Source organism: Alteribacter populi (assembly GCF_002352765.1).
GTDB lineage: Bacteria > Bacillota > Bacilli > Bacillales > Salisediminibacteriaceae > Alteribacter > Alteribacter populi.
The window spans coordinates 101,374-114,445 of record NZ_KZ293963.1; the positions used below are offsets into that span (position 1 = coordinate 101,374).

General features: G+C 41.7%; 14 protein-coding genes. 13 read left to right on the forward strand and 1 reads right to left on the reverse strand.

Annotation, left to right across the window (positions count from 1 at the left end):
• Positions 1 to 118 precede the first annotated feature (118 nt).
• The 5 genes from dnaJ to deoC all read left to right on the forward strand — a co-directional run bounded on the left by dnaJ (position 119) and on the right by deoC (position 5,166).
• Positions 119 to 1,243 carry a molecular chaperone DnaJ gene (dnaJ, locus tag CDZ94_RS00475; RefSeq protein ID WP_096434591.1) on the forward strand — a complete coding sequence of 375 codons (1,125 nt, stop codon included), beginning with the start codon at positions 119 to 121 and terminating at the stop codon, positions 1,241 to 1,243.
• Positions 1,244 to 1,266: 23 nt separating this feature from the next.
• Entirely contained in the window at positions 1,267 to 2,208 is a 942-nt protein-coding gene (gene prmA, locus CDZ94_RS00480; RefSeq protein ID WP_096434593.1) for a 50S ribosomal protein L11 methyltransferase, read from the forward strand.
• Positions 2,209 to 2,218: 10 nt separating this feature from the next.
• Complete coding sequence (locus CDZ94_RS00485) at positions 2,219 to 2,971, forward strand: 16S rRNA (uracil(1498)-N(3))-methyltransferase (RefSeq protein WP_096434595.1); 753 nt, start codon at positions 2,219 to 2,221, stop codon at positions 2,969 to 2,971.
• A gap of 6 nt (positions 2,972 to 2,977) precedes the next feature.
• On the forward strand, positions 2,978 to 4,312 hold the full coding sequence (gene mtaB / locus CDZ94_RS00490) for a tRNA (N(6)-L-threonylcarbamoyladenosine(37)-C(2))-methylthiotransferase MtaB (RefSeq protein ID WP_096434597.1): 1,335 nt from the start codon (positions 2,978 to 2,980) through the stop codon (positions 4,310 to 4,312).
• Between the two features lie 179 nt (positions 4,313 to 4,491).
• Complete coding sequence (deoC, locus tag CDZ94_RS00495; protein WP_096440468.1) at positions 4,492 to 5,166, forward strand: deoxyribose-phosphate aldolase; 675 nt, start codon at positions 4,492 to 4,494, stop codon at positions 5,164 to 5,166.
• Positions 5,167 to 5,311: 145 nt separating this feature from the next.
• Here the strand turns inward: deoC and CDZ94_RS00500 are convergent, their stop codons facing one another.
• Positions 5,312 to 6,250, reverse strand: a complete 939-nt coding sequence (locus CDZ94_RS00500) for a Na/Pi symporter (protein ID WP_096434599.1) — start codon at positions 6,248 to 6,250, stop codon at positions 5,312 to 5,314.
• A 160-nt stretch (positions 6,251 to 6,410) separates the two neighbouring features.
• Here CDZ94_RS00500 and rpsU point away from each other — a divergent pair, with 160 nt between their 5' ends.
• The 8 genes from rpsU (at position 6,411) to CDZ94_RS00540 (ending at position 13,051) form a co-directional block, all read left to right on the forward strand.
• Complete coding sequence (gene rpsU, locus CDZ94_RS00505; RefSeq protein ID WP_096434601.1) at positions 6,411 to 6,584, forward strand: 30S ribosomal protein S21; 174 nt, start codon at positions 6,411 to 6,413, stop codon at positions 6,582 to 6,584.
• A gap of 17 nt (positions 6,585 to 6,601) precedes the next feature.
• On the forward strand, positions 6,602 to 7,045 hold the full coding sequence (locus CDZ94_RS00510; RefSeq protein WP_096434602.1) for a GatB/YqeY domain-containing protein: 444 nt from the start codon (positions 6,602 to 6,604) through the stop codon (positions 7,043 to 7,045).
• Positions 7,046 to 7,263: 218 nt separating this feature from the next.
• The gene (locus CDZ94_RS00515) at positions 7,264 to 8,604 is read left to right on the forward strand and encodes an NfeD family protein (protein ID WP_096434603.1); all 1,341 of its coding nucleotides are present in this window, start codon (positions 7,264 to 7,266) and stop codon (positions 8,602 to 8,604) included.
• 51 nt (positions 8,605 to 8,655) lie between these two features.
• On the forward strand, positions 8,656 to 9,663 hold the full coding sequence (floA, locus tag CDZ94_RS00520; protein WP_096434604.1) for a flotillin-like protein FloA: 1,008 nt from the start codon (positions 8,656 to 8,658) through the stop codon (positions 9,661 to 9,663).
• 46 nt (positions 9,664 to 9,709) lie between these two features.
• Positions 9,710 to 10,288 (forward strand): hypothetical protein, encoded by a 579-nt coding sequence (locus tag CDZ94_RS00525; protein WP_096434605.1) that lies wholly within the window; start codon positions 9,710 to 9,712, stop codon positions 10,286 to 10,288.
• 299 nt (positions 10,289 to 10,587) lie between these two features.
• Positions 10,588 to 10,872 carry a sporulation protein YqfC gene (yqfC, locus tag CDZ94_RS00530; RefSeq protein WP_198520853.1) on the forward strand — a complete coding sequence of 95 codons (285 nt, stop codon included), beginning with the start codon at positions 10,588 to 10,590 and terminating at the stop codon, positions 10,870 to 10,872.
• Between the two features lie 20 nt (positions 10,873 to 10,892).
• Positions 10,893 to 12,080, forward strand: a complete 1,188-nt coding sequence (gene yqfD / locus CDZ94_RS00535) for a sporulation protein YqfD (protein WP_096434606.1) — start codon at positions 10,893 to 10,895, stop codon at positions 12,078 to 12,080.
• A 5-nt stretch (positions 12,081 to 12,085) separates the two neighbouring features.
• Positions 12,086 to 13,051 (forward strand): PhoH family protein, encoded by a 966-nt coding sequence (locus tag CDZ94_RS00540; protein ID WP_096434607.1) that lies wholly within the window; start codon positions 12,086 to 12,088, stop codon positions 13,049 to 13,051.
• Positions 13,052 to 13,072: the final 21 nt, after the last annotated feature.

The window sequence follows — 13,072 nt, forward strand, 5'->3', positions numbered from 1 at the left end:
CCTTTTGAATGTCCTGGATAATGTTAAGAAAGTCAGAGGAAGATCACTGATAAAGTTGAAAGACAATAGAGTCAGTGATAAGATATTCGTTATGGATTAGCAGTCGGGAGTGGATACGATGAGCAAAAAAGATTTTTATGACGTGTTGGGTGTTTCTCAAGATGCATCAGAAGCTGACGTGAAAAAAGCATACCGGAAACTCGCACGTCAATACCATCCAGACGTCAATAAAGAAGTAAACGCAGAAGAAAAGTTCAAAGAAGTAAAAGAAGCCTACGACACGCTCAGTGACTCGCAAAAACGTGCACACTATGATCGTTTTGGTCATACAGATCCGAACCAATTCGGTGGCGGCGGTGCTGGAGCCGGGGACTTCGGCGGCTTTGGTGATATTTTTGATATGTTCTTTGGAGGAGGCGGCAGACGTGACCCTAATGCCCCTCGTCAAGGAGCTGATCTGCAATATACGATGACTCTGGAGTTTAAAGAAGCTGTATTCGGAAAAGAAATGGACATTGAAATCCCTCGTGAAGAAACATGTGACACTTGTCACGGTTCAGGTGCAAAACCTGGAACAAGTCCGGAAACGTGTAAACATTGTGGTGGTGCAGGGCAGCTTAATGTGGAGCAAAATACGCCATTTGGTCGGGTCGTAAACCGACGTGTATGTAATCACTGTAGCGGTACCGGGCAGATGATTAAAGATAAATGCCGTACATGCGGCGGCCAAGGAAAAGTTAAAAAACGCAAAACCATTCATATTAAAATTCCTGCTGGTGTCGATACTGGACAGCAAATTCGCGTAGCAGGACAAGGGGAGCCAGGCGTTAACGGAGGGCCTCCTGGTGATTTGTTTGTTGTCTTTAATGTAAAACCTCATGAGTTCTTTAAGCGTGACGGAGACGATCTATATTGTGAAATGCCACTAACATTTGTTCAGGCAGCACTTGGAGATGAAATCGAAGTCCCAACATTAAACGGGAAGGTAAAACTGAAAATTCCTGCCGGTACACAGACGGGAACGAATTTCCGCCTAAAAGCTAAAGGGGTTCCCAACGTTCGTGGTACAGGTCAAGGAGATCAGCATATTCAAGTTCGCGTAATTACACCGAAGAACTTATCAGAAAAGCAAAAAGGACTCCTCAGAGAATTTGCTGAAATTAGCGGCACTGAGGTTCCAGATGAACAAAACGATAATTTCTTTGCAAAAGCGAAGCGTGCATTTAAAAATTTCGGTGAATAAATGAAGTGGGGAGAGTTGGTAGCATGAAGTGGTCAGAGATTAGTATTCATACAACACAAGAGGCAGTTGAACCGGTGAGCAATATTTTGCATGAAGCCGGTGCGAGCGGTGTGGTGATTGAAGACCCGGATGACCTTACAAGGTCATGGGATACAACTCTAGGCGAAGTCTACCAGCTGTCCCCTGATGATTATCCTAATGAAGGTGTCATTTTAAAAGCCTACTTGCCTGTGAACAGTTTTCTTGGAGAAACTGTCGATGAAATTAAAGAGGCAATCAACAATCTTCTTGTGTATGATATTGACCTTGGGCATAATACTGTCAGCCTGAGTGAAGTAAATGAAGAAGAGTGGGCAACAGCGTGGAAGAAGTATTACAAGCCCGTGAAAGTATCTGAACATATTACGATCACACCTACATGGGAAGAATATGAAAAAGTAGCCGAAAATGAACTTGTAATTGAACTTGATCCAGGCATGGCTTTTGGAACGGGAACTCACCCGACAACTGTCCTTTGTATCCAGGCTTTAGACAAGTATATTCGTCAAGGTGATTCTGTTCTGGATGTAGGGACAGGTTCGGGTGTTTTAAGCATTGCTAGTGCAAAATTAGGGGCATCAGAGGTTTTGGCTTTAGATTTAGATGAAGTAGCCGTGAATTCTGCAAAACTTAATGTGAAGCTCAACAAAGTTCAAGACCATATCCAAGTGAAGCAGAACAACTTGCTTGAGCATGTTGAAGAAAAGCCAGACCTTATTGTTGCCAACATTTTAGCTGAAGTTATTGTTAGGATGACAGATGATGCTTATGAAACGTTAAAACCAGGAGGAACAATTATTACGTCTGGGATAATTAAAGGAAAAAAAGAGCTTGTGAAAAAGTCACTTATTGAAAGTGGTTTTGTCATTGCAGAGACGATTGAAATGGAAGATTGGATTTCAATCATTGCAAAAAAAGTAGAATAAGGTGATGGATGTGCAACGGTATTTTTTGGAGGAGACTCTTTTTCAAGACAAATATGTTATCATAACTGGGGACGATGCCAAACACATTCAAAAAGTGATGCGAATGGAGTCAGGTGATAATGTCATTTGCTGTAACCAATCCGGTGAATGTTACACTGCTGAGCTTACAGAAATTTCGACTGAAAGAGTCGAAGCAACCCTTATGGAAAAAGAGGAAGCCGCCAAAGAAATGCCGGTGCACGTGACCATTGCTGCCGGGTTGCCAAAGGCTGACAAGCTTGAATGGGTGATCCAAAAAGGGACCGAATTGGGCGCAAATGGCTTTATTCCATTTGAAGCTGAGCGTTCGATTGTAAAATGGGACCAAAAAAAAGCAAAGAAAAAAGTTGATAGATGGAGTAAAATTGCCAAAGAAGCCGCAGAACAAGCTCACCGGCAGCAAATTCCGTCTATAGAAGGAGTGGCGTCTCTTAAAGACCTTCTCCTGCAATTTGTAAATTATAATCACGTTTTGGTTGCTTATGAAGAAGAAGCCAGAAACGATGAGAAAAGCCGCTTAGTAAACACGCTCAAAGCCACAAAAGATGGGGAAAATATCCTTCTTATTGTCGGTCCAGAAGGCGGTTTTTCTGATCGGGAAATTGAAGATTTTTCTAACCAAGGTGCGGTTTCCTGTGCACTTGGACCTCGAATTTTACGTGCTGAAACTGCTCCTTTATACGCTCTTTCAGCAATTTCTTACCATTTTGAATTATTGGAGTGATGACCCATGTCTTCCGTTGCGTTTCATACATTAGGCTGTAAAGTGAACCACTATGAAACAGAAGCTATTTGGCAGTTATTTAAAAAAGATGGCTATGAAAAAGTTGAGTTTGATCAAGCCTCAGACGTTTACGTAATCAATACGTGTACAGTTACGAATACAGGTGACAAAAAAAGTAGGCAGGTTATTAGACGTGCGATCCGAAAAAATCCTGACGCTGTTATTTGTGTAACGGGCTGTTACGCACAAACGTCTCCGGCAGAAATTATGGCGATCCCAGGTGTTGACATTGTTGTCGGTACACAAGACCGGCACAAAATGCTCGGCTACATTGAACAGTACCGTAAAGAACGCGAACCTATTAATGGTGTTGGTAACATTATGAAAACTCGTGTCTACGAAGAGCTTGATGTACCAGCCTTCACTGATCGTACCCGGGCTTCCTTGAAGATTCAAGAAGGATGTAACAACTTCTGCACTTTTTGTATTATCCCTTGGGCTCGAGGTTTAATGCGATCGAGAAAATCTGAAGATGTGTTGCAGCAGGCGAACCAGTTGGTTGAAGCAGGCTACAAAGAAATCGTTCTAACAGGGATTCATACAGGCGGATACGGAGAGGATATGAAAGACTATAGCCTCGCTGACCTTCTTTTAGAGTTGGAAAAAGTTGATGGCTTAAAACGAATTCGTATTTCGTCTATTGAAGCAAGTCAGATTACCGATCGCGTCATTGAAGTGATTGACCGTTCTGAAAAAATCGTCCGTCACTTACACGTACCTTTACAGTCTGGGTCGAATACCGTGTTGAAGCGTATGCGACGAAAATATACGACACAGTTTTTCGCGGAACGTGTTGAACGTCTTCACAAAGCACTTCCTGGCCTAGCCGTTACGACTGACGTAATTGTTGGTTTCCCTGGAGAAACGGATGAAGAGTTTCAGGAAACCTTTGACTTTATCCGTGATTTGAAGTTTTCCGAACTTCACGTTTTTCCTTATTCTAAACGTACGGGAACGCCAGCGGCTCGAATGGATGATCAAGTAGAGGATAAAATAAAGAACGACCGTGTTCACCGCTTGATTGAATTGTCTAATCAACTGGCTAAAGAGTATGCTTCACAGTTTGAGGATGAAGTGTTAGAAATTATTCCTGAAGAAAAAGCGAGTGAAGGAAACATTCTCATCGGGTATAGTGACAATTACATGAAGGTAAAAGTTGAAGGTGATGAAAGTTTAATTGGTGAAATCGTTAAAGTGAAAATTACGAAAGCAGGCTACCCGTATAACGAAGGGCGATTTGTTCGAGTCGTATCAGACGAAGCTAAAAAAGCCATCGTTTAACAGGAAAGAGGTTGTTCAATTGTGAACGACCTCTTTTCGTTAGAAAAAGATTAAAAAGTCTGCGGATGTATGAATCCATACTCTCGTCAAACACTAATAAACGTGCTATGATGTCTATGGAGAAAATGATAGATGTACGTACATCTAAGATAACATAGAAAGAGAGTGTGAGTGTGAACATGAGTCAACAATTAGCGTCTTATATTGACCACACATTACTTAAACCAGAAGCGACGAAAGATCAAATTATTAAGCTTTCAAAAGAAGCGAAGGAATACGAATTTGCATCTGTTTGTGTAAATCCCACATGGGTCAGTACGGCTTATGAAATTTTAATGGATAAGCCAACTGTAAAAGTTTGTACCGTGATCGGCTTCCCTCTCGGCGCTTCTACACCTGAAACTAAGGCGTTTGAGACAAAGGACGCTATTGAAAAGGGTGCAACTGAAGTGGACATGGTTATTAATGTCGGAGCCCTTAAATCAGGCGATTTGGACCTTGTGAAGCGTGATATTCAAGCTGTTGTGGAGGCTGCAAAAGGAAAAGCTCTAACGAAAGTCATCATTGAAACGTCTCTTTTAACAGACGAAGAAAAAGTAACAGCGTGCGAACTTTCAGTTGAAGCAAGAGCAGACTTTGTTAAAACGTCCACTGGCTTTTCTACAGGTGGGGCAACGATCGAAGATATCGCACTCATGAGAAAAACGGTGGGTCCTGACATCGGTGTAAAAGCATCTGGGGGGGTTCGTGATACACAAACCTCCCTTGCGATGGTAGAAGCAGGAGCCACGCGGATCGGCGCAAGTGCAGGGATCGCGATTGTAAAAGGCGAAAAGTCAGACTCTGATTACTAAGGAATGGTAGGATGGAAACCCGGCAGGCGCCGGGTTTTTTGTTTTAAATATAAGAAAGTAGACCACGCTTTGCGGTTTTCCTTGGAATTTGTACGACTCGAAAAAAACTCTAAATTAGTTCGTAACATCGAAATAATACTTAAACCTATATCCTAGGATCGTGTATGCGGTGAATCCAAATAAGAAATCGGGCAAATCGATCAGTGAAAGGTAAAATAATAAGAGACGATAAAATATTAAAAACAGTTGCCGCATGAGCGAGTTGAACGGCGGGTGTACTGGCAGTTAACTGAATGATATCAGAAAATAGATGAATAAACGGGAAGAAAATCAACACGCCAAGGATATTAATCCATATATGTGCATAGGCTGCGAGTCTCGATTCAACGCTCCCGCCGATACTTGCGAGCCAGGCGGTAACACAAGTGCCGATGTTTGCACCCAGCATAATTGTAATTCCTGTTGGTAAAGATAGAATGTTCTCGTTCATAAATGACATTGTAATCGCAGAAACAGCTGAGCTTGATTGGATTACGCCACTCATAACAACACCTGCAAATAAAGCAATCAACTCTTTTTCATCAGTAGATGTTAACCAATCATAAACGTATGCTAAGGAAGAAAGGGGATATGCTAATGTTTCAAATCCATGCATAGCAACGAATATACTTCCCAAACCAAACGAAAAGCATCCGATACAAAACAACGTATGATTTCGTGTCGTTAGCAGTGGAACACCTAACACAAGGAGTGGAAGAATAAACCAAGTCACATCTAAAGCAACGATCTCCAACGTTAAGCACGTGCCGATATTCGCTCCTAGCATTAATCCGATTGAGTGGCGAAACGAAATGACCTTTGCTGCAACGAGTCCTACTGTCATCACCATCACAGCAGAACTGCTCTGTAATAGCCCTGTGACTACTGTTCCAATTATTAAACCTTTGTATGGCCGATCAATAACCTTGACCATCCACTCGGAAATTTTTCTTTTTTGAAGATTAAATAAACCTTGTCTCATTACTGTCATGCCGAAAAGAAATAAGGCAATATAAATAGCAAATAGACTCAGTAGTTCATTCATTGGACAACACCTCTATTAAGATGTTTATGGAGAAAAAAGACAAGCATGACAAGGAAATATGTGTTTTGAAGTTGACCATAAATTTTCTTTCGTATATAATCAACAAAGACATGCAATTTTCGTATGTCTTTGATTGGTTGTTTGGAGGGAGGGAAATAGAATGGCAGAAACACGAGTGCGAAAAAATGAATCCATCGATGCTGCCCTTCGTCGCTTCAAAAGAACGATGTCTAAAGAGGGTACTATGCAAGAGGTTCGTAAACGTAAGCATTATGAAAAACCTAGTATTAAGCGTAAGAAAAAATCAGAAGCAGCACGCAAACGTAAGTTCTAAGGAGAGGGTGTTTTTTCTTGGATCTTCAAAAGCAATTAACTGAAGATATGAAGAAAGCGATGAAGAATAAAGAGAAGCAGCGTCTCTTAGTCATCCGTTCTGTGAAGTCTGCAATTCAAAATGAACAGATCAAACAGGGCAAAGAACTTACTGAAGATGAAGCACTTACAGTTCTTAATCGCGAAATGAAACAGCGAAAAGAATCCCTCCAAGAATTTGAAAATGCCAATCGTGAGGATTTGGTATCAAAAGTGAAGGCGGAAATGGATGTGCTACAATCCTATTTACCCGAACAGCTGTCAGACGAAGCGCTTCAGCAAATAGTGGATGAAACGATCCAGGAAGTAGGAGCCAAGACAAAAGCAGATATGGGTAAAGTAATGGGTGCCATAATGCCAAAAGTCAAAGGAAAAGCCGACGGTTCTCAAGTTAACCGAGCTGTGCTCAATTCCTTGTCATAATACAAACAAGCGAGAGGATGTGCTTATTGCGCATCCTCTTTTTGTCATTAATTAATAAACTGCATTTCCTAAGTTTTTGGATAACGTTTTGATTTTTTTTGCGGAGAAAATTCGAATTTCTATTAAAAAATGTGAAACTTTCTTATAATAATAATCGTAGGCACTAGTAATCGCATTTTCATCATAAGAATTTCATACATGAAAGGGGGGATGAACGGATGATAGGGAAGTCTGTTCGCATATCGTTCTATTCGATTTTTATATTCGCGTCATTTCTTACCCTTCTTTTTCCGCCTCCAGCCCAAAGTGACGGTGAAGGAAAAGTCGTTTATTATATTCCGGTAGAGCAGACTGTAGAGAGAGGTTTGTTAGCATTTCTCGAACGCTCTTTTGAATCTGCAGCTGAAGATGGTGCAGATCATATCGTCCTTGAAGTGAATACGCCAGGTGGATTTGTCGACGCTGCAGGGGATATTGCAGGATTACTTAGGAATACCGAAATTCCGATTACAGCCTTTGTTGTTGGTGAAGCCTTAAGTGCAGGAGCATACATTTCTTTAAATGCAGACAACATCGTAATGAGGCCGGGAACGGACATGGGATCTGCAGCTGTTGTGGATGGATCAGGTAGTGCAGCAGATGATAAAGCACAATCTGTGTGGCTCGCTCGTATGGAAAGTGCTGCTGAGTTAAATGATCGGGATCCCAAGTATGCACTGGCTATGGCAGATAATCGAGTGGATGTACCAGAGTACCGTGCACCTGAGGGAGAGCTACTCACGTTTAAAGCATCCGAAGCTCTTGAAGCAGGCTATGCTGAAGCGATCGTCAACAATCGGGAAGAGCTACTTTCTTTTCTTGAATTAGAAGAGGCTATTGAGCAGGAAACGGAAGTAAGTTTCGCAGAGCAGATTGCTCGTATTGTCACTCATCCGATTGTTATTCCGATCCTGCTTTCGATTGGAAGTTTGGGGTTAGTGTTAGAGTTATATTCACCTGGATTTGGGATACCGGGGATTATGGGATTGTCGGCTTTACTCCTTTACTTTTTTGGTCATACAGTTGCTGGATTTGCCGGTTGGGAAACGTACATTTTGTTTGGAATAGGAATACTGCTGATTGTGATCGAGATCTTTGCCCCCGGGTTTGGAATTTTTGGAGTTTTAGGGATCGGTGCGATCATTGGAAGCTTAGTTCTCGCTTCCTTTAGCACTGTGAATATTCTCGTTTCGATTCTTGTGGCAGCTGTTGTCACATTAATTGCTTCTGTACTGCTATTCAAATACGTTGGGTACCGGGGACCAATGAAGCGTGTAGTATTAACTGAATCAACCAATACAGAAGAAGGGTACATTTCAAATGAAACCCGAAAAGAATTATTGGGAACCGTAGGCGAGGCATTGACAGTATTAAGACCATCAGGAACTGCGTTAGTTAACGAAGAACGACTTGACGTGGTTTCTGAGGGAGGATATATTGAACAAGGTAGGAAAGTAAAAATAATCTCTACTGCCGGCTCAAGAATTGTGGTTCGTGAACATATAGAAAACGATTCGTAATCAGTGAGACGGTAACCTTTAAAAAAGGAAAAGAAACAGGGAGGAAAAAACATGCCAACAGATCAGTTAATGATCCTTATCGGATTAGGACTTGTCATCATCTTTTTTGCGGTACTATTTACATTTGTACCGGTTATGCTCTGGATTTCTGCTTGGGCAGCCGGAGTCAAATTAGGGATCTGGCAACTTGTGGGAATGCGATTACGTCGTGTTATTCCACATCGTGTTGTAAACCCGCTTATCAAAGCTGTAAAAGCTGGTTTGGATTTAAGCACGAACAAGTTAGAAGGTCACTATTTAGCGGGAGGTAACGTTGACCGTGTTGTTAACGCACTTATCGCTGCTCAACGAGCTAATATTGAACTAAGTTTTGAGCGGTGCGCCGCAATTGACTTAGCAGGCCGTGACGTACTTGAAGCGGTTCAAATGAGTGTTAACCCGAAAGTTATTGAAACACCGTTCATTGCTGGTGTTGCAATGGATGGTATTGAAGTGAAAGCAAAAGCTCGTATTACAGTTCGTGCTAACATTGACCGTCTTGTCGGGGGTGCTGGTGAAGACACTGTTATCGCTCGTGTCGGGGAAGGGATTGTTTCAACAATCGGTTCTTCTGAAAGCCATAAAGGTGTGCTTGAAAATCCGGATCTTATTTCCCAAACAGTCCTTAAGAAAGGCTTGGATTCCGGAACGGCTTTCGAAATTCTCTCAATCGATATCGCAGACATTGATATCGGTAAAAACATCGGTGCAGGTCTACAAACTGATCAAGCAGAAGCTGATAAGAAAATTGCACAAGCTAAAGCCGAAGAACGTCGTGCGATGGCCGTAGCCCAAGAACAAGAGATGAAAGCCAGAGTCGAAGAAATGCGTGCGAAAGTTGTGGAAGCAGAGGCAGAAGTTCCACTTGCCATGTCTGAAGCATTCCGTTCTGGAAACCTTGGAGTAATGGACTACATGAACTTTAACAACGTAAAAGCCGATACTGATATGCGTGACTCAATCGGAAGAGCGACCGATGATGGTGAAGAAGACGATGACAAAGGGCAAACGCGTCTTTAATGAATGACCTTAAGCCTTGTCGCTTTCATGAAGGGAGCGCTGACTGATGGAAGGGTTAATTGAATTAATTACTGGAAACCCGCTATTGCTGCTGATGATTCTCTTTGGACTGATTAGTCTTTTCGGCAGAATGGGCGGTGGAAACAACCAGCAAGAGCAAAGGCAACCTCAGCCTCGTCGGCAGCAAAGCGAAACGCATTCGGACGGTCGTGGGGAAGTGGATTGGAAGGAGATCTTCCGACAAGAGGAAGCTCCTCCAATCGAGCGTCAGCCCCAAGCGGAAGCGCAGAGATATGAAGCGCCAAGTTCAGCACCGTCCCATAGCCAATATTCTGCTGATGAACAAAGTGCGGAAGCCTCAAGTAAGATGAATGACGTATTACATGAACGCTATGAACAATTGAGAAAGCGTAAAAAAGAAGCAAACAAAAAAGCCGCAAAACTTGACGCGGACTCCCCATTATTGAAAAATGAAATTTCTCCGGAACAAGAGAAAGTTTCCTTAGATTTCAGCTCGGTATCTCGGGAAGATATAGTCAAGGGGGTTGTATGGTCTGAAATTCTTGGACCACCTAAATCTCGTAAAAATCGCCAGTCTGGCGGCTATACAAGAAGACAAGGGTAATGTGCCCTTGTCTTTTTTTGTGGATTTAAAGACCGCTATGTGGTATGTGAGTTTCTTATATATTCGGTCTGCTTAGAACAAAACAATTCTCCGTAAAACATACTTTATTCTACACAAATGTGAATTTATTCTACATAAACTCATTAATTCTGCGAAAAGCAATCAGCACGCCTCTTCATACACATTAAAAAACGTAGTGTTCGCACCTAAAACAGGCTTTGCCTTTTCTCAACTAATCCTTAAAACAAGTGATACCAAGAGCCATTTCGTCATAGATATTAATGGAAAGGGGGGTCATCATGAAGAAAATGAGACGATGGGTCAAACAGTGGATGACGGAAAGAATGGAATTACCTGCTGATGTCATGATGGACCTCCCCCGCATTACGATGGTTGGACATTTACACATTTACATAGAGAATCACCGTGGTGTCCTTCGCTTTTCGAAGGAGGAAATGCGTCTGCGTCTAGATGAGGGACAGCTGCTAATTCGTGGTCATGATTTTGTAATCAAAACGATATTACCGGAAGAAATTTTGCTTGAAGGGAAAATCTTGAGTGTGCAATATGTGTTTGAAACTTAGACAGGCAGGTGGAAAAATAAATGAAAAATATGTGGATCAATATTTTTTCCGGATATGTAAGAGTGAAGTTCGAAGGAACCTACCCCGAACTTTTTGTTAATCGATGTATTGAAAAGAAACTAATGATTTGGGATATTAAGCAATCAGGCGAAAAAACGTACATTTGCTCTATTCTCTTAGAAGATGCCAAACGGTTGAGATCTGTTTGCCGCGAATCGGGTTGTAAAATTACATTTCTTGAGCGGAAGGGTGCGCCGTTTATTTTTCGTAAGATGCTTATACGAAATGGCTTTGTTATAGGAACTGCTATTTTTGTGGCGGTTTTATTTATTTTAGCAAATATGGTATGGAATATTGAAATCGAAGGCGCTTCAGCATCGATGGAGCATGAAATTCTCCAAAAAGTAGATGAACTCGGAATTAAACGAGGAAAACTTCAATTTCAGTTACCTCCTCCTGAAGTTATTCAAGAAAAGATTAGCGATCAAGTACCGGATGCAACGTGGATCGGTGTAACATTAAGAGGCACAACTTATCATTTTCAAGTGGTGGAAAAAGAACTGGCGGAACGAGAGCCTGCTGAAGCGCCGGGTCATCTTGTTGCTTCACGAAAAGCGGTTATTCATCATCTCTTCGTTGAAAACGGAAATGCAGTGGTGGAAGAAAATCAGGTGGTTGAAAAAGGTGACCGCCTTGTTACAGGTCTCATTGGTAAAGAAGGGAAAGAAGAGCGTGTTGCAGCAAAAGGAGAAGTTTTTGGTGAAATTTGGTACAAGTCTCACGTCACGATGCCGTTAGAACGGGATTTTGAAGTATTAACAGGAGAGTACGATCAACATCATATCCTTACTTTAGGAGGCTGGGATCTTCCGGTTTGGGGTTGGTCTGATTCTGAGTTCTCAACATCAAAACAGGAAGCATATACACGTCCATTTAGGATCTTTAATTATACTTTACCGATTGCTTATAAAAATGTAACGAATTATGAAACGAATGTAGGTACGAAGACGTATACAGAAGAGGAAGGGGTAGCCGCAGCTATCGAAAAAGGAAGAGCAGAAATATTGGAACGATTCAGCAACAAAGCGGAAATTATTGGGGAAAAAGTTTTGCACCAACAAGTACAGAATGGTAAAGTAAATGTATCCATACACTATCGTATAATCGATGATATTTCTAGAAAACAACCGATCATTCAAGGAGATTGAGACTATTGACAGAGATTAAACAACCGATTGATTTACGGGTGCAAGATGGAAATGAAGTTCAGGCATTATTTGGTCCTAATGACCGTCACCTGACCCGTTTGGAAGAAAAATTAAATGTAACGATATTAACAAGAGGCGAGCAAGTCACTGCTGTAGGGGATAAACAAGCAGTGGTGCTCGTCCAAAATGTATTACAAATGCTTTTACAACTCATACGCAAGGGTACCACAGTGCAAGAACGTGACGTCGTTTATGCTGCTCAATTGGCACAACGCGGGCAGCTCGATCAGCTTTTAGACTTATTTGATGAAAAGATTACCGTAAATGCGAAAGGGAAACCGATACTGGCGAAAACGATCGGTCAACGTCACTATGTAGCTTCCATTCGCAAACGTGATGTTGTATTTGGGATTGGACCTGCAGGAACAGGTAAGACCTATTTAGCTGTTGTCATGGCTGTACATGCATTAAAAGAAGGCAATGTGAAACGAATCGTTTTAACTCGTCCTGCCGTTGAAGCTGGTGAAAACTTAGGTTTTTTGCCAGGGGACTTAAAAGAAAAAGTTGACCCCTATTTGCGACCATTGTATGATGCGCTCCACGATGTTTTAGGGTTGGAGCAAACAGAGAGATTAATGGAACGCGGAACAATTGAAATAGCTCCTCTCGCTTACATGAGAGGGCGTACATTGGATGATTCTTTTGTTATTTTAGACGAGGCGCAAAATACGACAAAAGAACAAATAAAAATGTTTTTAACACGTCTAGGGTTTGGGTCTAGAATGGTTATTACTGGAGACTTAACACAAATTGATTTGCCAAAAGGGAAACAATCGGGGTTAAAAGCAGCTATCGGGATTTTGTCACATGTTGAAGCAATTGATTTTCACTATTTAGAAGCATCCGATGTAGTGCGTCACACCCTTGTCCAAAAAATTATTGACGCTTATGATAAAGGAGAAAAAGAATAGAGGATCTGTAATCCTGAGCGA